Raw genomic sequence first — 19980 nt, 5'->3', positions numbered from 1 at the left:
TTAATCGTTTCGGCTGGATGTAGCCAGCGTAGCGGGCAGTGATGAGCACTGAATATTCGGATGCCGTGGCTGCGACAGGTTGTCACACCCGGACCATAGGCTGGGGGCAACGCAAGGAGGTCCACATGTTCTGTTCTATTGTCCCGCCGTACCTGCTCCGCCGGCTGGCCCAGTTGGATGACCGGTCCCTGCTGCCGGTGGCGGAGGCTGCCCAGCGTGCCCTGACCCGGGATGCAGCCATGCGCCGGAACCGTAACGTCAAACGTGCGCAGATGCCGGCCCTGCCCACCCTCCTGCCGTCGCAGCGAATCCGAGCCACAGGGCTGAACCCCACCCGGCAGATCAATGACGCCCAGAACATGGAACGGCTGCCCGGCATCCGCGTGCGCAGCGAGGGAGACGGCCCGGTTGAAGACGTCGCGGTGAACGAAGCTTACGACGGGCTGGGATCCACCTTCGAGCTTTTCGCGGACGTCTACCAGCGCAACGCATTGGATGGCCGGGGAGGAATCCTTCGCGCCACCGTTCACTATGGCGAGGACTATGACAACGCCTTCTGGAACGGCACGCGGATGGTTTTCGGCGACGGCGACGGGCGGGTCTTCCAGAGCTTCACCAGATCGCTGTCCGTCATCGGGCATGAGCTGACCCACGGCATCACGCAACATACCACCAACCTGGTTTACCAGGGCCAGCCCGGCGCACTGAACGAGTCCATCTCGGACGTCTTCGCTGCCCTGGTGGAGCAGTACAAGCTCGGACACAGTGCAGAGAACGCGAGCTGGGTGATCGGCGAAGGCCTGTTCACCGACCAAGTCAGCGGCGACGGTCTGCGCTCGCTGAAGGCACCGGGCACTGCATATGACGACGACGTGCTCGGCAAGGATCCGCAGCCTGCCACGATGGCGGACTACATCGACACCACGGACGACAACGGGGGAGTGCACCTGAACTCGGGCATTCCCAACCATGCCTTCTACCGGCTGGCCTCGATCCTGGGCGGAAACGCCTGGGAACGGGCCGGCCAGATTTGGTACGACACGATCACCGGTACGGAAGTGGTGGCGGATACGGACTTTGCAGGTTTCGCGGCAGCTACTGAAAGTGCGGCGGAAAGCCGCTACGGTAAGGACTCAGAGGAACTTAAGGCCGTGACCGCGGCCTGGACTGAGGTGGGCGTCTTGGAATGAGGATCAGCGTCAAGCGCACCGGCGGATTCGCGGGTCTGACGAGGCGCTGGGCAGTTGAAGTGGGTCAGCCCGAACTGCGTGACGAGTGGCTGCCCATTATTGAGTCCTGCCCTTGGGACGATGTCCCGCAGACGCAGAACCAGCCGGACCGCTATATGTACCGGATCAGCGCCGGCGAACGTGAGGCCTCCCTCCCGGAGCAAGACGTAACCGGGCCCTGGCGGCAACTGGTGGATCGCACGCAGGAAAGTGCCCGGCAGGAAGAGGGCCGCAGTGCGGAACTCGGGCCCCAGAGCCCGGAGGGCTTTCTCCGGGACACGGATCCCGGAGAGCGTTAACCCACTTCAGCTGGGGACCGTGGCAGCGCCGAGACGGCTATGGTGAAGAAGCCGGCAACCGCCGCCGGCCCAAGCCTGCCTGCAGACGGAAATCAGAGTGCCTAGAACAAACCACCTCCAGATCACGGATAAGTCTGTACCAAAGGACACCGCGTCCGTTCCTGGACTTCTCCGGCGCCGCCTGATCGTCCTCGCCGGCATCCTGGTCATGGCTCTGAGCCTCCGTCTCGCGGTCTCGGGCGTCTCTCCAGTGCTGGCGGAGATCTCCGAGGAGCTGCCGTTTGGTCCTGCCTCCATCGGCGTTCTCGGCATGCTCCCGACCGCTGCCTTCGCCTTGGCTGGCTTCACTACGCCGGCACTGATCAGAACACTTGGCCTGCCTGCGGTCCTGCTCGGTTCGCTGGTACTGGCCGCGACAGGCCAGATCGGACGGGCGCTCGCCTCGGACGTGCCGCTGTTCCTTGGCTTCTCCGCCGTGACCATGGTGGGCTACGGGCTGGGCAACATCGTCATGCCGCCCCTGGTCAAGCGTTATTTCCCGGACCGTATCGGCCTCGTGACTTCCTTGTACGTGACCCTGCTGGCGGTGAGTACCGCGTTCAGCCCGCTGCTGGCGGTGCCGCTGTCGAACACGTCCGGCTGGCGCTGGTCTATCGGCATCTGGGCCGGTGTGAGCCTGGCGGCGCTGGTGCCGTGGGTGGCCACCTTGCTGGGGGAGCGGGCAACGCGGCGGGCAGAGGTTGTTCAAAGCCCGTCGGCCGCGGTGCCCCACGCGAAAGTCCGCGTCTGGTCATCGCCCGTGGCGTGGGGTCTGGCCATGGTGTTCGCCGGGACGTCCACCAACACCTTCTCGATGTTCACCTGGCTGCCTCCGCTGCTGCTCGATGCGGGAATGGACGCCGCCCAGGGCGGCACCCTGCTGTCCTATTACGCCATCCTCGGCCTGCCGACCAGCTTGCTGGTTCCGTATCTGGCGGCCAGAATGCGCAATCCGTTCCCGCTCGCAGCTCTGTTCGTGCTCTGTTACGCCGGCGGATATGCGGGCCTGCTGCTGGCACCTTCCTCGGGCACGATCCTCTGGATCACCTTGGCCGGGCTGGGCCAAGGGACATTTGCCATGGCTTTGCTGCTGGTCAACCTGCGGACCAGGACCACCGCCGGATCGGGAGCGCTGTCCGGCTTCGCCCAAGGCATCGGCTACTCGGTTGCCTGCCTCGGACCGCTGACTTTCGGGCTGCTCAAAGACGTCACCGGCACCTGGGCAACGTCCTTCGGGCTGCTCGCCGTATCGCTCGTCATCCTCATCGTCGGCGCTTTCATTGTCAGCAAACCGCGCTATCTGGAGGACCATGTGCGGCGGTAAGGCATAGGCTGGCTTCGTTGCCGCCAATCCCGGATTTACGAGGAGCGAACATGAAGTTCAACGATCTGCTGGCAGACGCCTTCGGCCGGATCCAGGAACGGGTCCACGAAGTGCTTGATGGACTGGACCCGGACCAACTGGCCGAACGGCCCGGCGGGAGCGGCAACTCGATCGCCTGGCTGATCTGGCATCTGACCCGGGTCCAGGACGATCACATTGCCGATGTCGCCGGTGTGGAGCAGCGCTGGACCTCGGGAGGCTGGGCAGAGCTGTTCGGCCTCCCGCTGGACACACGCGAAACCGGCTTCGGCCACACCTCGGACCAGGTCAGCGCCGTCACGGTGGAATCGGGGAGCCTGCTGGCCGAGTATTTCGACGCGGTGCACCGCCAAAGCCTTGAGTTCATCGGCTCGCTCACCGAAGACGAGCTGGACCGGATCGTAGATACACGCTGGGACCCGCACGTTACCCTCGGAGTCCGGCTCGTCAGTGTCATTGACGATTGTTTGGAGCACGCCGGGCAGGCCGCCTATGTTAAGGGAATGGTCCAACGCCGCGAAGCGCGCGGCTAATGCCGGCCGCCTTGTTTGGGTTCCCTCTCACCGGCTACCATTCAAGAGATACAACACACTGAAAAGTGTCATAACTGCATACTGCCTTCGAATTGCGGCGGGAGAGTCCTGCTGGGTACATGTCAGCGGGCGCCGTAGGAGCAATACCTCCCCAGGAATCTCTCAGGCCCCTGTACCGCCGCAGACAGGCAACTCTGGAAAGTAGTCGACCTTTACGGCACGGCTCACCGACGGTGCAAGCGGAACTTGGAAAAGTTCCCGCGGAATCTCTCAGGTCCAATACAGAGCGGGGAGGAACCCGATCCACCTGGTACCACCGTGCCAGCCAATAACTGGAGTTCCTTCATGACGGTTCAACCCACCATTGCGACATTTGCCGAGCGCCACATCGGCCCGCGCAACAGCGACGCCGAGACCATGCTCAAGCAGCTTGGCTACACCAGCCTCGAAGACCTGGTCGACACGGCCGTTCCGGCGGACATCCGCCAGAGTGCGCCGCTTGAGTTGCCGGCTGCCCGCAGCGAAGCCGAGGTCCTCGCGGATCTGCGCGCCCTCGCCGCCAAGAACATCACTGCCGTGCAGATGATCGGGCAGGGCTACTACGACACCATCACGCCGCCGGTGATCCGCCGCAATGTCGTGGAATCCCCGGCCTGGTACACCGCCTACACGCCCTACCAGCCGGAGATCTCCCAGGGTCGGCTGGAGGCGCTGCTGAACTTCCAGACCATGGTTTCCGACTTGACCGGCTTGGAAATCGCCAACGCCTCCCTGCTGGACGAAGCTACCGCCGTGGCTGAAGCCGTGCTGCTGATGCGCCGCGCCAACAAGAAGCATGCCGACGGCAAGACCGTATTGGACGCAGACCTGCTGCCGCAGACGATCGCCGTCGTCAAGGGCCGCGCCGAAGCGCTGGACTTCGAGATCGAGGTTGCCGACCTCTCCGTCGGGCTTCCCGAGGGCGAGATCTCCGGCATTGTGCTGCAGCAGCCGGGCGTGTCCGGCCATGTGGCCGACCACAGCAAGGTGATCGCGGATGCGAAGGAACGCGGAGCCATGGTCACCGTGGCTGCAGATCTGCTGGCTCTGACCCTGATCACGCCTCCCGGGGAGCAGGGCGCGGATATCGCCGTCGGAAATACCCAGCGTTTCGGTGTTCCGCTGTTCTTCGGCGGACCGCACGCCGCCTACATGGCTGTGCACAAGGGCGTAGAGCGCCAGTTGCCCGGCCGTCTCGTGGGAGTCTCCAAGGACAACGCCGGCATGCCTGCCTACCGGCTGGCGCTGCAGACGCGCGAACAGCACATCCGCCGCGAGAAGGCCACGTCCAACATCTGTACCGCGCAGGCCCTGCTGGCCATCGTCGCTGGCATGTACGGCGTCTACCACGGGCCGGAAGGCTTGAAGGCCATTGCGCAGCACGCCAACAATCAGGCACGTGCCCTCGCCTCCGTCCTCAAGGGCGCCGGACTGGAACTGGTCAGCGAGCACTTCTTCGACACGCTGACGGTTAAGGTTCCGGGCAAGGCTGCCGACGTCATCAAGGCCGCCGAGGCCAAGGGCATTAACCTGCGCGTTATCGATGCCGATCACGTGGGCATCTCCACCGGCGAATCGACGACGGCGGAGCACCTGTCTGCCGTGGCCGAGGCATTCGGTGTGGCCGATGCAGCCGAGGATATCGCGGCGGGCCTGTCGGCTGCGCCGGAGGGCTTCGGACTGGAGCAGGGCATGCAGCGCACCTCTTCCTACATGCAGCATCCGGTCTTCCACAGCCACCGCTCCGAAACCCAGATGCTGCGCTACCTGCGCCGGCTTTCGGACCGGGATCTGGCGCTGGACCGGACCATGATCCCGCTCGGCTCCTGCACCATGAAGCTCAACGCCACGGCCGAGATGGAATCCATGACCTGGCCGGAGTTCGCCTCCATCCACCCCTTCGCTCCGGCGCACCAGACGAAGGGCTGGCGTGAACTGATCGAGGATCTGGAAGCACGCCTTTCCACCATCACCGGCTACGCAGGCGTCTCCATCCAGCCGAACGCCGGGTCCCAGGGCGAATACGCAGGGCTGCTGGCCATCCGCCGCTACCACCTGTCCCGCGGCGATGAGCAGCGCAACGTCTGCCTGATTCCGGCATCGGCCCACGGCACCAACGCCGCCTCGGCCGTCCTCGCTGGGATGAAGGTTGTCGTCGTCGCTACGGCGCAGGACGGCACCATCGACCACGCCGACCTGAACGCCAAAATCGAGCAGCACAAGGACAGTCTGTCCGCCATCATGATCACCTACCCGTCCACCCACGGGGTGTACGACGCCGATGTCCGCCAGGTCTGCGACGCCGTCCACACGGCCGGCGGCCAGGTCTACATCGACGGCGCCAACCTCAACGCCCTCGTTGGACTGGCCCAGCCGGGCAAGTTCGGCGGCGACGTGTCGCACCTGAACCTGCACAAGACCTTCTGCATCCCGCACGGCGGCGGCGGCCCCGGCGTCGGCCCGGTCGCAGTGGCCGAGCACCTGGTGCCGTTCCTGCCGGGCAACGCCGCGCTGGCCGAGCACGAAGGCAAGGGCGTGCCGGTGTCCGCCTCCGAGTACGGCTCGGCCGGCGTACTGCCGATCTCCTGGGCCTACGTGGCCATGATGGGTGCCGAAGGGCTGACCAACGCGACCAAGACCGCGCTCCTGGCGGGCAACTACATTGCCTCCCGCCTGAACGAGTACTTCCCGGTGCTGTACACGGGCAACGACGGTCTGGTGGCGCACGAATGCATCCTGGACCTGCGCGAACTCACCGCCAAGTCCGGCGTCACTGCCGAGGATGTTGCCAAGCGCCTGATCGACTTCGGCTTCCACGCCCCGACGCTGTCCTTCCCGGTGGCAGGTACGTTGATGGTCGAGCCGACCGAGTCCGAAGATCTCGCCGAGATCGAGCGCTTCATTGAAGCGATGATCACCATCCGCGGCGAGATCGACCAGGTTATCAAGGGCGACTTCAGCGTCGAGGAGAGCCCGCTGCGGCTGTCCCCGCATACCGCAGCCGCTGTCATCAGCAGCGACTGGGACCGCAAGTACTCCCGCGAACAGGGCGTCTTCCCGGTGCCGAGCCTGAAGCAGGACAAGTATTTTGCGCCGGTGGGACGCATCGACGGCGCCGCCGGCGATCGTAACCTGGTCTGCTCCTGCCCGCCCATCGAAGAGTTCGCAAACTAGAGGAAGGTTCCAGACCATGAGCGCTGAAACCGCTACGAAGCAGTACACCGCCCTGTATGAAGAGCACCAGAAGCTTGGCGCCTCCTTCACGGACTTTGGCGGCTGGCAGATGCCGCTGAAATACCAGAGCGAGCTGGCCGAGCACCATGCCGTGCGACAGGCTGCCGGCCTGTTCGACCTCTCCCACATGGGCGAGGTCTGGGTCACCGGTCCCGACGCCGGGAAGTTCCTCGACTATGCGCTGGTGAGCCGGCTCTCCGCCGTCGCCGTGGGCAAGGCCAAGTATTCGCTGATCTGCAACGAAGACGGCGGCATCATCGATGACCTGATCAGCTACCGCCGCGCGGAAGAGAAGTTCCTCGTGGTGCCGAACGCCGGCAACGCCAAGGCTGTGGCCGAGGCTCTGGCCGAGCGCACCGGGGACTTCGATGTGACAGTGGAAGACGTCACCGCGTCCATCTCGCTGGTGGCTGTGCAGGGGCCCAACTCCGTCGCCATCCTGAAGCAGCTGGTGGCCGCGGCCGACCACGCCGTGGTGACCGAGATGAAGTACTACGCTGCGGATGAGGTCCACTTCACCGTGAGCGGGGCTCCGCTCAGGCTGCTGCTGGCCCGCACCGGCTACACCGGCGAAGACGGGTTCGAGATTTACGTCCCGAACGAGAACGCCGCTTCGCTGTGGTCCGCCCTGCTGTCGGCAGGCAAGGACTTCGATCTGGTGCCCGCAGGCCTCGCAGCCCGCGATTCGCTGCGGCTGGAGGCCGGTATGCCTCTCTACGGCAACGAGCTGTCCCTGGAAGTCAGCCCGTACGACGCCGGACTCGGTCCGATCGTCGCGCTGAAGAAGGAAGGCGAGTTTGTCGGCCGTGCCGCGCTCGAAGCCCAGAAGGAGCGCGGCTCCAAGCGCAAGCTGGTCGGGCTGAAGGGGCTTGGCCGCCGCGCTGCCCGCTCGCACTACCCGGTCTCCAAGGACGGCCAGACCGTCGGAGAAGTGACCTCGGGCCAGCCCAGCCCCACGCTCGGCTACCCCGTAGCGCTGGCCTATGTCGATATCGAGCACATCGAACCCGGCACCCGGCTTGACGTTGACCTGCGCGGCAAGCCCGAGCCGTTCGAGGTCGTGGCACTGCCCTTCTACAAGCGCGACAAGTAAGCAAACCTGCCGCGGCCGCTGTTCTTTCTGTATTTCCCCTCTTTCGAAAGGTTCTACCCATGAGCACAGTTCTTTCCAACCTGCGTTACTCCGAAGAGCACGAGTGGGTGGATGCTTCCAGCCCGGTCAAGGTCGGCCTCTCGCAGGTCGCCACCGACGCCCTCGGCGACGTGGTCTACATTGACCTGCCCGAGGTCGGCTCCACGATCACCGCCGGCGAAACCTGCGGCGAGGTGGAATCCACCAAGTCCGTCTCCGACATCTACGCACCGGTTTCCGGCGAGATCACCGAGGTCAACCAGGCTGCCATCGATGATCCGGCTCTGCTGAACTCGGATCCGTATGGCAAGGGCTGGCTGTTCACCGTCAACGTTTCGGAAGAGGGCCCCCTGCTCTCGGCCGAGGATTACAGTTCCAAGAACGGCGGCGAGCTGTCCTAACAGCCGCTGGTACCGCCGTCGTTATTCATCGTCTCTAACCGGAAGCGGCAGCAAGCCGCCGAAGGGCATTAAGGAGCCATCATGGCTGTAGGCGTATTCGACCTCTTTACCGTGGGCATCGGTCCCTCCAGTTCGCACACTGTCGGCCCGATGCGGGCGGCTGCCGTCTTTGCCGAGGAGCTGGTTTCAACCGGTGTGCTGGACCGTGTGGCCGGGCTGCGGGTGGACCTGTACGGGTCCCTCGCGGCTACCGGCCGCGGCCACGGCACCTTCACGGCAGTGATGCTGGGGCTGGAGGGTTACCAGCCCGAACAGATCCTGCCGGATGAAGTTGATTCCCGTCTGGCAGACATGGCCTCAACCGGCGAGCTGCAGTTGTGCTCGCAGGTTGAGGGCTCGGCCGGTATGGTCCTGAACTACAAGGTTGAGGACATGGTGCAGCATCCGCTCACGGTGCTGCCCCGGCACACCAACGGGATGAAATTCCAGGTAACCGACGACGCCGGCGCAGTCCTTCACGAAGCGACATTCTTTTCCGTAGGCGGCGGCTTCATTGTCCGCGATGGCGAGGAAGCTGAGGCCGCGCGGGAGCTGGATGCCTCCAAGGAGGAGCTGCCGTACCCCTTCCGGACGGCGGCGGAACTGCTGGAACACTGCCGCAACACCGGCCTGGGCATCAGCGACATCATGATGCTCAACGAGAAGGCCTCGCGCTCCGAGGCGGAGATCCGTGCCGGCCTGATCCACATCTGGCAAGTGATGGAGGAATGCAAGGACTCCGCAATCAAGCGCGAAGGCGTCTTGCCCGGGGGACTGAACGTCCGCCGTCGTGCGCCTGACTGGCATGACCGGCTGCGCAAGGAAGACAAGGACCGGGACCACAAGTACTGGCAGGAATGGGTGAACCTCGTGGCGCTGGCCGTGAACGAGGAGAACGCTTCCGGCGGGCGGGTTGTCACGGCACCGACCAACGGCGCGGCGGGCATCATTCCAGCGGTCATGTTCTATGCCACGCACTACGCTCCGGGCATGGAGAAGGCGACGCAGGCTGATAAGGACGACGTCATCGTGAAGTTTCTGCTGACGGCCGCCGCCGTCGGCGTGCTGTACAAGGAACAGGCTTCCATCTCCGGCGCCGAGGTCGGTTGCCAGGGCGAAGTGGGTTCCGCTTCCTCCATGGCGGCTGCAGGTCTGGCCGAGGTCATGGGCGGCAGCCCCGCGCACGTGGAAAACGCCGCGGAGATCGCTATGGAGCACAACCTTGGGTTGACCTGCGACCCGATCGGCGGACTGGTGCAGGTGCCGTGTATCGAGCGCAACGCGATCGGGGCCGCCAAGGCCGTGAACGCGGCCAAGATGGCCCTGTGGGGCGATGGCACGCACCGTGTCTCGCTGGACGAAGTCATCATCACCATGCGCGAAACAGGCAAGGACATGAGCTCCAAGTACAAGGAAACCGCGATGGGCGGCCTAGCCGTCAACGTGGTGGAGTGCTAAGAGACCACGGTAGCGCTTCGAGCGGGTTGAACGGCTGCGGCATTGCCGCGGCCGTTCAGTCTTTCCGGACGATCCTGATGTTGAAGTCCGCGTTGCCCAGCGCGCCCATCAGCCGCAGCCACAGCGGCAAGTACATCTCCATGCCGCGCGCGGCGCTTCGGGATTGACACCCGAACTGTGACCAATAGGCTGGTAAGCAAGCTTAGCTTTACCTGCCGGATTGGAGCAGTAATGGGCCAGGACCAATACACCTTCCAGGATCCAGTCAAGCGCTACCCCAGCATCGAACCGCCCGAACAGGACCAGCCGGAGCCCGGTCTGGACAAGGAACTGGTGCCCCATACGGACCGCGGCGAGGATACATACCGCGGGACAGGCAGGCTGAAGGGCCGCAAGGCGCTGATCACGGGATCGGATTCCGGCATCGGTGCCGCGGTGGCGATAGCCTTCGCGCGTGAGGGTGCGGATGTGGCCTTGTCCTACCTGCCGGAAGAGGAAGAGGACGCCAAGGTCGTGGCCCGGGTGATCGAGGAGGCGGGACAGAAGGCGGTCCAACTGCCGGGCGACCTGACCGATTCAAACACCTGCCGCGAGCTGGTCAAGAACGCTGTGAAAGGCCTCGGCGGTCTGGACATCCTGGTCAATAACGCCGGCCGGCAGATCGCCGTCGAGAAGCTTGAAGACCTCAGCGACGAGCAGTTCGACAAGACCTTCAAGACCAACATCTATGCATTCTTCTGGATCACGAAGGCGGCCCTGCCGCACCTGCAGCCCGGCTCCAGCATTATCAATACGACGTCGATCCAGGCCTACCAGCCTTCGCCGACGCTGATTGATTACGCGGCGACCAAGGGGGCGATTAATAACTTCACCAAGGGCCTGGCCCAGCAATTAGCGCCGCGAGGCATCCGGGTGAATGCGGTTGCCCCGGGGCCGTTCTGGACTCCGCTGCAGGTCAGCGATGGGCAGCCTAAGGAGGCCCTGCCGAAGTTCGGAAAGTCCACGCCGATCGGGCGCGCCGGGCAGCCTACCGAGCTCGCCCCGGCGTACGTGTTCCTGGCATCGTCGGAATCCAGCTACGTCATGGGCGAGACATTGAACGTCAATGGCGGCTCGCCCTCGCCGTAGCGGACGGTTGCGGGCTAGTAGACGCTCAGGTACTGGGCGGCTTCGGTCAGGCCGAGCTGTTCGCCGAACTGAACCATGGCCAGTACGGAGCCGACCATGAGGGCGCCGAGTCCAGCGCAGGCTGCGGACATGATGCCGAGGACCTTGCAGTCCTCCGAGGTGAGGCCTGTCCGGCCTGCCGGCAAAGCAAGATCCGCGGCGATGAGGTTCGGGGCCCGGTCCACGGTGCCGTCATCCAGAACGGCGACCACCGAGTTCGACGGGCGGTCCAGCCGCATGGACGCAATGCTGCGGCCGTGACGGGCCAGCAGGATATCGTGACCGACGCGCTGACGAGTGCGAAGCATTTTTCCTCCGGGAGGTAGAGTGCCTGAAAAAGGCGTGAAGCGAAGTGTGAAGTAGGCGGGCATACACGATGTGTGGCCCTGATTCAATTTTAGTTAAGACCGCCTGACACAACCGACCAAAACGAGGTGAATTCGGCCACCACAGCGGGTGAAGTTGGCCTCACAGGGCCGTGACTGCGGCCATCAAGTAGAAAAGGCGCAACCATCGCGTCGCTTCTCAGGAGGCGATGTCCCGCCGGTCCTGGAGCGGCTGTGGAACTGCGGCAGACGTCGGCGGCCTGTTAGGGATGGGAGGCCGCCGCACCGGTACGGACGTGCGTGCACGCGCAGGTCGTTCCTGCCCGGCGGCGGGAGGCTGATTCTGGGCAGCTTCGGCACGGGAGAGCGGGCCGTCGCCTGCTCCGGGAACGTCCTGACGTTGCAGACCCGGTATCCTGCGGGCGGCGGAGCGGCGGGACCTGCCAGCTGCCTGTCGTGTCCAGGCGGCAACCAGCCGGACAGCCGACGCGGTTATGCGCCCGGCGGCCGCAAGAAGCCGGGCACGGAGACCTGGGAGCCGCACTGAAATGTAGGTGCGGACCGCGTGCAACGATAAACCATTTGGCCGGGGCGAGCTGCCGGTTCGAACCATGCGGGCCTTGATGCGAAGCTGCCGCAGCACAAAGGCAATAGCGTCATTCGAGCGCTCACGCATGGTTCCGTATGCGGCCTCGCGCTGGGACTTGTCCGGCCAGTTGGCCAGGAGGACCATGATGGCGGTTAGGGCGACGAGCAGGGATACCAGGACAAGCACGGCCCCGCCGTAAAAGACGACGACTATGGCTTTGGGCGATTCGAAGATAGCGGCGATGAACCCTGCACTGCCGAGCAGGAGCCAGAGCCAGAACGCCGCGACGGCGATCAGTGCTATGCCGGCACGCTTGAACTGGCGCAGCGCCTCGCGGGCGCGCAACGATTCGTCAGCCTCCACGAAACCTTCCCCCAACTCAGGCCCCTTGTCGGGGCCGCCCAGGTTGATCATAGTTGGGCCAGGATGATAAGCCGGGCAGAATCGCACTGGCGCGCCGGTGCGTCGTTCGTACCCGTCTCGACTGTTTCTGCTAAGCGCCTGCTCAACAAGAATCACCAGTATTCACTCAGGAACCCCACAGACTCTCCCTATGGGAAGCCGCTAAAGTAGATGCTCCGCACAGGAGAGGAGTCACCGCCCATGCCAGCACGCCATCGCCAGTCCGCGCCGTTGCGGATCGCACTGATTGGTATTGACGGCGCCGGGAAAACGACGGCGGCGCGTTACCTGGCGGATCAGCTCACCTTGGGCGGTGCGCAGGTACGGCTGTGCCGGAACCCCGGCGGACGCCGGACGCTGGATACTCTTGCCCGTAGGCTCGGTAGCAGCGCGGAAAAGATGCTCGGTGCCCGGCTGCTCAGCCGCTATGAAACGGTGGTCCGGGCCTTCGCCCTGCTCGGCAGCCTTGCCTCCACTGCCCCTGCCGACGTCGAAATCCATGACCGGTATCTGTACTGCCAGCTGGCGGCGAACGCGAAACGCGGGGTCGAACCGGGACTCTTGCTGCGCCTGCTCCGGAAGTTCGTGCCCCGGCCGGACTTCGTGCTCTATTTCGAGATTTCTCCCGCCCGCGCACTGGAGCGCATCCAGGTCCGCGGCACCGATACCGAAACGCTGGAGGACCTGCGCGACCTGGACGCGGCCTATCGCAGCTTGACGGACTTCGGCAGCTTCCGCCTCGTGCAGGCCGATCGGCCGGTGCAGGACATCCACCGCCAGATCGAGGCGATCTGCAGCCCCGCCCTTCTGGCCGCGCAGGAGGCCACGGCACCCGCCAGTCAGACCTGAGCGCCAGGGCCGTAGCGCTGCCGGCGCATAGAGTGCCTAGGTCATAGCGTTGCCGGGCAGAGCGGGGCTGCGGGCGCGATAACCTGCAAAGGAGCAGATAAGGCTCCAGTCGAGCAGGAGACCAAGTACCTATGACCAAGCAGCCAACCGGCGCCTTACTGTTTGTCCTCAGCTGCGCCATGGGCGTAGGCCCGCTGCTGAATTACGGGCTGAGTGCCACGAGCCCGCTGATCATCACTGATCTGGGCATCAGCGAGTCACAATTCGGCCTGCTGGCAACGGCAATCTTTGCCAGTGCGGCTGTCTGCAGCATGTGGCTGGGCCGGCTCAGCGACCGCATTTCCAACCGCGCGCAGTTGATCCTGATCTTCGCCGGCACCACGGTGGCCCTGGTGATAGCCTCGCTGGCGCACCACTATTTTGTCCTGCTCGTCGCCGCGCTGCTCGCAGGTCCCGCCCAGGCCATCTCGAACCCCACCACCAACCGCATCATCATCCACCATGTGACAGCGACCAAACGTCCCGGCTGGATTGGTGTGAAACAGTCCGGCGTTCAAGGCAGCCAGCTATTCGCCGGCCTGTTCTTCCCTCCGGTCGCGCTTTGGCTGGGCTGGCAGGGAGCCACCGCACTTGCCGCGGTCGTCGCCGTCGGGCTGTTGCTGTACGGCCTGCGGCAGTTGCCGGAGGAGAAGCCAATAACGACGGCGGCTCCCGGCCGCGCAGCTGCTCCGCCGACCGTGGACCAAGCCAAGGGATATCCGCTGGCTGTATGGCTGTTTGCCGGCTACGCGTTGCTGACCGGGCTCGGCATGCAGGCCACCAACGTGTATCTGCCGCTGTTCACCGTCCGCGAGTTGGACTTCTCGCTGCTGCTTGGTGGCGTGGCCGCAGGCGTTTCCGGCGTGGTTGGCGTGACATCGCGCATTTTGTGGGGTCGCGAGATGGCCAAGGGGAGGCGGGCATCCACCCTGCTGGTCCTGCTGGGGCTCGGCGCGCTGCTCGGTGCGGCGGCGCTGCTGGGGGCCGGCGAACTGGGGAACCCACTGCTGCTCTGGCTTGGAGTCGCGCTGCACGGGGCCACGGTGCTGGGAACCAACGTTGTAGTGATGGCCGGCGTCATGAAGGTGGTGCCGGCGGCGCGCGTTGGCTCTGCCTCCGGCGTGGTCTCGATGGGAATGTATGCCGGGTTCGCCGCAGGCCCGCTGCTGATGGGTCTGCTGCTGGAAGGCAGCGGCAGCTTCCGCTCGGGCTGGGTGGTAGTCGGTGCCGGTTACCTGCTTTGCGTCTTGCTGGCCCTGGTGCTGCGGCGCCACGGTAATCGGCACGGCGTCCCGAAGTAACGGCGCGATAACACTCCCGCGGTTCCGTCGAGCCGCCGTTCGGAAGGTAATTGACAAGTCAAACGTCACTGCTAAGTTCGTGGGTAAGTTTACTTTCTGACTGGGAAAGCATGCTGTCCATCATGAAGGAGCATCCGATGACGCAACGGCAGGATATCCACGAGCTGCAGGACGCTACGGCGTGGGACAACAAAGACCACAAGCTGGGATTGGTAGGACAGGTCCACCGGGACAAGGACACGGGCCGGTTGGCATGGATCACCGTTGCGCTGGGACTGCTGGAAACGCGCGAACACTTCATCCCGCTCGCCGGGGCAAGAGTTGAAGGCACAAACGTCCACGTGGCCTACGACCATGACACCATCAAGGACTCCCCGGAAATCGACATCGAACCGGAAATGGGTCTCTCTCCCGATGACGAGGCGAAGCTGAGCCGCTACTACGGCCTCTAACACCGGAGTCCGGATTCCCGGCTCTTGATCTGGCGAGCCTGGCGACTCCGGAACATCGACTCCGATGTTGACTGGCAACTGTTCTGCAGCGCCGTTGCATCTTTCTGCTGCGCACCTTGTCAAAGGCATCGCCACTACCGGTAACAACGGCTGATGCTGTCGCCCCGGAGCAAATGAAGAGGAACAATGAAACAGCGGGGGCTTGGGAAATCCGGGCTATTAGTGTCCGAAATCAGCTTTGGTGCCGGCGGCTACTGGGGCATGAAGGCTTTCAGCGAACGGCAGGCGGGGCGTCTGGTGGAGCAGGCCCTAGATGGCGGCGTCAACCTTTTCGATACCGGCCCCAACTACAGCCGCGGCAACGCCGAGGAGCGCCTAGGCCGCATTCTCAAGGGCCGGGGACGGGACCTCATCATTTCCACCAAGGTCGGTTCCCTGTGGTCCGGCGGGCGAAATGTTAAGGACTTTTCGCCGCGGGCCATTGAGCAGAGCCTGCAGGAGAGTCTCAGGCGCCTGCAACTGGATCATCTGCCGCTGCTGGACTTCCACGGCTTTCCCCACCCTGCCGATCCCGCTATCGAACCAGTCCTTAAACTCAAAGACAAGGGCATGATCGGGGCGCTGGGCCTATCGACGGGAGCGGGTGGCGCGAAACGGGCGCTGAAGCTCGGCATCTTCGACGCCTTGATGATTGAATACAACCTGCTTGACCGTTCTTTGGAGCCGCTCATCACCAGGGCCGGGTCGGCAGGCATGGGGATCATAGTCAAGTCCCCGCTGGCCCAGACCTTATACTCGCGGAACATCTTTAGGCTCACGACGCCCAGCGACGTGTGGTATCTGGCCCGTGCCCTGAAGAACCATCGGTCCAAGTTCATCCGGGGCCGGAAGTTCCGGTTTATCAACGAAGTCGAAGGGCTCAAGGCCAGTGAGATAGCCCTGGCCTTCGTGCTCAACAACGAGAACGTCACCAGCGCCGTCGTGGGCACAGTCAGGCCCGAGCATCTGAAGTCCGATCTCGGGGCGGCGGAGCTCAAGCTTCCGGCGGGACTGCTGCGGCGGATCGAGGAGGCTGGATCCCGGGGTGTTCGTGCTGGCTCCACTAGCTCCTAGCCATGGACGAGGGTTAGGCAATGTAGGCGGCGGCAGTCCAGAGCTGGAAGACAGCGTAGGCGCGCAAGGGACGCCAGGCTTCGCCGTGGGCGCGGACCTCCTGGACCGAGCGGGCACCCAGGGCACGCTTGAGCACCAGGTCGCCCTCCGGATAGGCATCGCGGTCTCCGAGTGCGCGCATGGCAATGTAGTCCACGGTCCAGGGGCCGATGCCGGGCAGTGCGAGCAGACGCTGGCGGATCCCGGCATGGTCGCCTTCCGGATCAATGGCCAGACCGTCGGCACAGGCGTTTGCCAGGGCATGGACTGTGCGCGAGCGTGCTCCGGTGAGCCCGACGGCCTGCTGGATCCGTTCGGCTCCTGCAGCCGCCAGGGTGGAAGGGGCCGGGAAGGTGTGCAGGCCGGCGGGGCCGGAACTGCTGAAAGCGCTGACAAGCCTGCCGGTAAAGGTCCGTGCGGCGGCAAGCGAGACCTGCTGGCCGAGGACCGTGCAGACGGCCCCCTCGAAGCCGTCCAGGTAACCGGGAATCCGAAGGCCCGGACGTGCCGTGAGGAGCGGACCGACCAATGGATCCTGCCCCAGTACGTCGCGGACCGTGTCCGGGTCCGTGTCCAGATCAAGCCAGCGGCGCACCGCCGTCGTTATTACGGCAGTGGTAGCGGGATGATTGGTTTCTACTGACAGCGACGGACCGCCGGGGCGGAAGCGCACAGTGCCGGTGACCGGTCCTGACGGTGTGGCGAAGAGCCTCGTGTGGGTGCCGGCCTCGATGTCCGTTGTTTCGAGGCCCGGTGCGGCATGGGCGGCCAGGGCCGCCAGCGCAGCACCGGCATCGAACGGAGGCAGGACGTCCAGCGAGACTTCCACTAGCGGGCTTTGACCGCCAGCACGGGACAGTCCACGGTGAGCAGGATTTCCTGGGCGGTGCTGCCCATGATGAGTTTGCCGACCGGAGTGCGCTTGCGCAGGCCGATGACCAGCAGCGAGGCAGGCAGGCTCTCGGCCAGTTCCTGGATCTCCTCCACCGCGTCCTTGCCGCGGACAAACTGCTTGAATTCGGCGTCCAGGCCGGAGTTGTTCAGCTCGCGGGTGACCCATTCGGCGTCGTGCGCATCTGCCAGCGAGGTATCTTTATGCGGGCCCCCGGGGCTGGCATTGACAACGACCAGCTTCTCGTTCTGGGCGGTGGCCATCTGGATACCTTTGGACAGAGCGGCACGGCCTTCCGGGCGCGGCGCGTAGGCGACAAGTATGGTCACGACTTCTCCTTCGAACAGCACGTGTCAACGTCTTGCCCGGACAGCATCGTTGCCGGCCGGCAGATGCGGGCGCGTTCACCGGCATCTGCAATCATTGTGGCACGCGGCTGTCAGGTCCGTGATTCGGCCGGAAATTGTGACAGTTCCGCAATCCTGATTGGCTGGTGTGGAAGCGCGTTGCAGTTTTCCTGCCAGCGTGGGAGGCGGCTTTCAGCCCCAGACTCCGGAGCTGCCGCGCCGGTGGCTGTCCACTAGGTGGGTGTCGATCATGCCGATGGCTTCCATCAGCGCGAACATGGTGGTGGGTCCGACAAAGGCGAAGCCGCGCTTGCGCAAGGCCTTGGACAATGCGATGGACTCCGCGGATGTGGTGGGCACCTGCTCTATGTTTTGGGGTGCCGGGGTGGCATCCGGTTTGAAGGACCAGACAAACTCGTCCAGTCCGCCGTCCTTACGCAGGGCGATGGTCGCCTTGGCATTGGTGATCGCGGCGGTGATCTTCGCGCGGTTGCGCACGATCCCGGCGTTCTGCATCAGGCGCTCGACATCGGCGTCGCCGAAAGCGGCAACCGTGTCCGGATGAAAGTCTTTGAAGGCCTCGCGGAAGGCGGGCCGCTTGCGCAGGATGGTGGCCCAGGACAGTCCGGCCTGGAATCCTTCCAGACTGATCCGTTCGTAGATGGCCTGCTCGCCGTGGACGGGCATGCCCCATTCGGTGTCGTAATAGTCGCGCAGCATCGGGTCCACGGCGGCCCACGCTGGCCGGGCCAGCCCGTCCTCGCACAGTACGACGCCGGAAGCGGTTTTTTCCATGGCTCGATTATCTCCCGGTTCGGGTGCTCGTCAGGCCAGGCCGGTGACGCGCATGGTGAGGTTCAGGCGGCCCGATGCCAATCCACAGGCCGGATCGGCGGTGCCGGGGTAAATCTTGGGTACACCGTGGTAGGCGAAGCGGCTGGGACCGCCGAAGACAAACAGGTCTCCGGAGCGGAGCCTGAGATCTGTGTACGGTTTGGTGCGGGTCCGAGTGTTGCCGAAGCGGAAGAGGCAGTCGTCTCCGACGCTGAGGGAGACCACCGGCAGGTCCGTTTTCTCATCCTTGTCCTGGTGCATGCCCATTTTGGCGGTATCAGCGTAGAAGTTGATGAGGGCAGTGTCGGGGTTATAGGCAGCGCCCGCGGACTCCGCCGCAGGACCGTAGGCATCGGTCAGTGCCTTGCGCCCCCATTCGGCCAGCCACTCGGGGAACTCAAGCACCCGGCCGCCGCCGGCGTCCTCCGCCATGCGGGAATACTTGTAGGGCTGCCAGTGCCACCCCAGGCACACGGTTTGGACGCTCATCTCATGGCCGCCGGGCAGCTTGGCCGCGCGGAAGGGCACCGGCCCGCGCCCCCACGTGCGGCAGGCTTCCACCAGTTCGGCCTGTTGTTCCAGGCTGAGCCAGCCGGGCACATGGACGGCGCCGGGAGCGACATCCACTGGTTCGGCGGGGACGGGATCGAAGAGTGCCTTCAAGCCGCTGCCTCCAGGGTGAGCAGGAGCTGCTTGGCTTCGGTGCCGCCCAGATACCCGCCGAAGCTGCCGTCGGAGCGGACCACCCGATGGCAGGGAACCACGACCGGCAAGGGGTTGGTGCCGCAGGCGGTGCCGACCGCGCGGACTGCCTTGGGACTGCCGGCGGCCGCGGCGACCTGGGCATAGCTTTCGGTCTGGCCGTAGGCGATCTGCGGCAGGTGGGCGAGCACCTCGCGGCGGAAACCTTTGGCCAGCCGCCAGTCCAGCGGCAGCTCGAACACCCGGCGGCGCCCGGCGAAGTACTCGTCCAGTTGGCGCACCGCGGCCGCCAGCCGGGCGGGAGAGTGCAGGATCCGGGGGCTGATTTTGCCCGCCAGTTGCTCCAGCACGGCGTCATGGTTTTCCCGGTCGAAGGCGACACGGACCAAGCCCTGGTCCGTTGCGGCCAGCAGCAGTTTGCCGATAGGAGTGTCCACGGTTGTGTAGGACAAGTCCAGCAAGCCGGCTTCGGCGGCAGCGGCCGCCAGATGTGTCTGCAGTGCGCGGAGCACGGCAGGATCAACGGCCCGCAACGGGGCCGGCAGGGCGGAGGATTCCGGTTCAACGGAGTTCATCGGGTCTCTCCTTTCGAAACGGAAATGCTGGTAGGGGCCGGCACGAAGCCGACCGGAAGGGGAACTGGAGCCAGGGACGCTGCAGCCGGGGCCAGATAGGTCCGCCGCAGGTTCTTGATGCCGTCCGAGGCGGCCCGCCGGACTGCTTCCGGTGTTGAACCGGTGATGGCGGCAACCTCGCGGTGGGGCAGGCCGGCCAGATAGTGGTATGCGATGGCTTCGCGCTGCCGGTCCGGAAGCGCCTTCACTGCATCCCACAAATCCTGGTCCTCTTCCGGCGGATCTGCGGACGGACGGTCGGGTAACTCCCCCAAGGGCAGCGGGTTACGCGACCGTTTCCTGGTGACGTCAATGGCTTTGCGGTGTGCGATGGTCACCAGCCATGCCTCGGTATTGGCCTCTTCGGGCAGCTCAGGGTAGGCCTTGAGGGCGGACAGGAACGTTTCGGACCAGGCATCCTCGGCCTCATCCGGTCCCAGTACGGCGCGGCAGACCCGCAGGACCATCGCGCCGTGCTCGGTGACGAGCTGCTCGAAGGGTTTCATGCTGTGTAGACGCTGCCGGAGTTCATGATGTGAGGTTACGTC

General features: G+C 64.7%; 21 protein-coding genes and 2 riboswitches. Of the genes, 13 read left to right on the top strand and 8 right to left on the bottom strand.

Annotated elements, in window-relative coordinates:
- Positions 1-125: 125 nt before the first annotated feature.
- The 9 genes from HGO92_RS13830 (at position 126) to HGO92_RS13790 (ending at position 10894) form a co-directional block, all read left to right on the top strand.
- Positions 126-1190, top strand: a complete 1065-nt coding sequence (locus HGO92_RS13830; RefSeq protein ID WP_169995767.1) for a M4 family metallopeptidase — start codon at positions 126-128, stop codon at positions 1188-1190.
- The gene (locus HGO92_RS13825; RefSeq protein WP_169995765.1) at positions 1187-1528 is read left to right on the top strand and encodes a protealysin inhibitor emfourin; all 342 of its coding nucleotides are present in this window, start codon (positions 1187-1189) and stop codon (positions 1526-1528) included. Before HGO92_RS13830 ends, HGO92_RS13825 begins: the two co-directional genes overlap by 4 nt.
- 97 nt (positions 1529-1625) lie before the next feature.
- Complete coding sequence (locus HGO92_RS13820; protein ID WP_205834493.1) at positions 1626-2891, top strand: MFS transporter; 1266 nt, start codon at positions 1626-1628, stop codon at positions 2889-2891.
- A gap of 50 nt (positions 2892-2941) precedes the next feature.
- Complete coding sequence (locus HGO92_RS13815) at positions 2942-3463, top strand: mycothiol transferase (protein ID WP_169995763.1); 522 nt, start codon at positions 2942-2944, stop codon at positions 3461-3463.
- Between the two features lie 88 nt (positions 3464-3551).
- Positions 3552-3651, top strand: a riboswitch (glycine riboswitch).
- Positions 3652-3758: riboswitch (glycine riboswitch) on the top strand.
- Between the two features lie 50 nt (positions 3759-3808).
- Positions 3809-6676, top strand: coding sequence for an aminomethyl-transferring glycine dehydrogenase (gene gcvP, locus HGO92_RS13810; protein ID WP_169995761.1), 2868 nt, complete (start codon positions 3809-3811; stop codon positions 6674-6676).
- 16 nt (positions 6677-6692) lie between these two features.
- Entirely contained in the window at positions 6693-7829 is a 1137-nt protein-coding gene (gcvT, locus tag HGO92_RS13805) for a glycine cleavage system aminomethyltransferase GcvT (RefSeq protein ID WP_169995759.1), read from the top strand.
- Positions 7830-7888: 59 nt separating this feature from the next.
- The gene (gcvH, locus tag HGO92_RS13800) at positions 7889-8269 is read left to right on the top strand and encodes a glycine cleavage system protein GcvH (protein WP_169995757.1); all 381 of its coding nucleotides are present in this window, start codon (positions 7889-7891) and stop codon (positions 8267-8269) included.
- 81 nt (positions 8270-8350) lie between these two features.
- Positions 8351-9766 (top strand): L-serine ammonia-lyase, encoded by a 1416-nt coding sequence (locus tag HGO92_RS13795; protein WP_169995755.1) that lies wholly within the window; start codon positions 8351-8353, stop codon positions 9764-9766.
- A gap of 231 nt (positions 9767-9997) precedes the next feature.
- Positions 9998-10894 (top strand): glucose 1-dehydrogenase, encoded by an 897-nt coding sequence (locus HGO92_RS13790; protein WP_169995753.1) that lies wholly within the window; start codon positions 9998-10000, stop codon positions 10892-10894.
- Positions 10895-10908: 14 nt separating this feature from the next.
- Here the strand turns inward: HGO92_RS13790 and HGO92_RS13785 are convergent, their stop codons facing one another.
- Together HGO92_RS13785 and HGO92_RS13780 are read right to left on the bottom strand one after the other, a co-directional pair.
- Positions 10909-11241: a hypothetical protein gene (locus HGO92_RS13785; RefSeq protein ID WP_169995660.1), complete on the bottom strand. Its 333-nt coding sequence runs from the start codon at positions 11239-11241 to the stop codon at positions 10909-10911.
- A gap of 217 nt (positions 11242-11458) precedes the next feature.
- Positions 11459-12211 (bottom strand): hypothetical protein, encoded by a 753-nt coding sequence (locus HGO92_RS13780; RefSeq protein WP_169995751.1) that lies wholly within the window; start codon positions 12209-12211, stop codon positions 11459-11461.
- 240 nt (positions 12212-12451) lie between these two features.
- Here HGO92_RS13780 and HGO92_RS13775 point away from each other — a divergent pair, with 240 nt between their 5' ends.
- From HGO92_RS13775 to HGO92_RS13760, 4 genes are all read left to right on the top strand, one after another.
- Entirely contained in the window at positions 12452-13099 is a 648-nt protein-coding gene (locus HGO92_RS13775) for a dTMP kinase (RefSeq protein WP_169995749.1), read from the top strand.
- Positions 13100-13230: 131 nt separating this feature from the next.
- Positions 13231-14439 carry an MFS transporter gene (locus tag HGO92_RS13770; RefSeq protein ID WP_169995747.1) on the top strand — a complete coding sequence of 403 codons (1209 nt, stop codon included), beginning with the start codon at positions 13231-13233 and terminating at the stop codon, positions 14437-14439.
- 137 nt (positions 14440-14576) lie between these two features.
- Positions 14577-14891 (top strand): PRC-barrel domain containing protein, encoded by a 315-nt coding sequence (locus HGO92_RS13765; protein WP_169995745.1) that lies wholly within the window; start codon positions 14577-14579, stop codon positions 14889-14891.
- 222 nt (positions 14892-15113) lie between these two features.
- A complete protein-coding gene (locus HGO92_RS13760; protein ID WP_169995743.1) occupies positions 15114-16004 on the top strand; it encodes an aldo/keto reductase in 891 nt (296 codons plus the stop codon).
- 13 nt (positions 16005-16017) lie between these two features.
- On the opposite strand, the gene HGO92_RS13755 is transcribed toward HGO92_RS13760, so the two are convergent.
- From HGO92_RS13755 to HGO92_RS13730, 6 genes are all read right to left on the bottom strand, one after another.
- Complete coding sequence (locus HGO92_RS13755; protein ID WP_346768959.1) at positions 16018-16872, bottom strand: DNA-3-methyladenine glycosylase family protein; 855 nt, start codon at positions 16870-16872, stop codon at positions 16018-16020.
- Positions 16872-17264: a universal stress protein gene (locus tag HGO92_RS13750; protein WP_169995742.1), complete on the bottom strand. Its 393-nt coding sequence runs from the start codon at positions 17262-17264 to the stop codon at positions 16872-16874. Before HGO92_RS13750 ends, HGO92_RS13755 begins: the two co-directional genes overlap by 1 nt.
- A gap of 210 nt (positions 17265-17474) precedes the next feature.
- The gene (locus HGO92_RS13745; RefSeq protein ID WP_169995740.1) at positions 17475-18077 is read right to left on the bottom strand and encodes a DNA-3-methyladenine glycosylase I; all 603 of its coding nucleotides are present in this window, start codon (positions 18075-18077) and stop codon (positions 17475-17477) included.
- A 30-nt stretch (positions 18078-18107) separates the two neighbouring features.
- The gene (locus tag HGO92_RS13740) at positions 18108-18779 is read right to left on the bottom strand and encodes an alpha-ketoglutarate-dependent dioxygenase AlkB family protein (protein WP_169995738.1); all 672 of its coding nucleotides are present in this window, start codon (positions 18777-18779) and stop codon (positions 18108-18110) included.
- On the bottom strand, positions 18776-19393 hold the full coding sequence (locus tag HGO92_RS13735; RefSeq protein ID WP_169995736.1) for a methylated-DNA--[protein]-cysteine S-methyltransferase: 618 nt from the start codon (positions 19391-19393) through the stop codon (positions 18776-18778). The genes HGO92_RS13740 and HGO92_RS13735 overlap by 4 nt, the downstream gene beginning before the upstream one ends.
- Positions 19390-19938: an RNA polymerase sigma factor gene (locus tag HGO92_RS13730; protein ID WP_169995734.1), complete on the bottom strand. Its 549-nt coding sequence runs from the start codon at positions 19936-19938 to the stop codon at positions 19390-19392. Before HGO92_RS13730 ends, HGO92_RS13735 begins: the two co-directional genes overlap by 4 nt.
- Positions 19939-19980 lie beyond the last annotated feature (42 nt).

Origin of the sequence: Crystallibacter degradans (assembly GCF_012952295.1) — a bacterium.
Taxonomy (GTDB): Bacteria; Actinomycetota; Actinomycetes; order Actinomycetales; family Micrococcaceae; genus Crystallibacter; species Crystallibacter degradans.
This window is presented reverse-complemented; position numbering and strand designations above follow the sequence as displayed.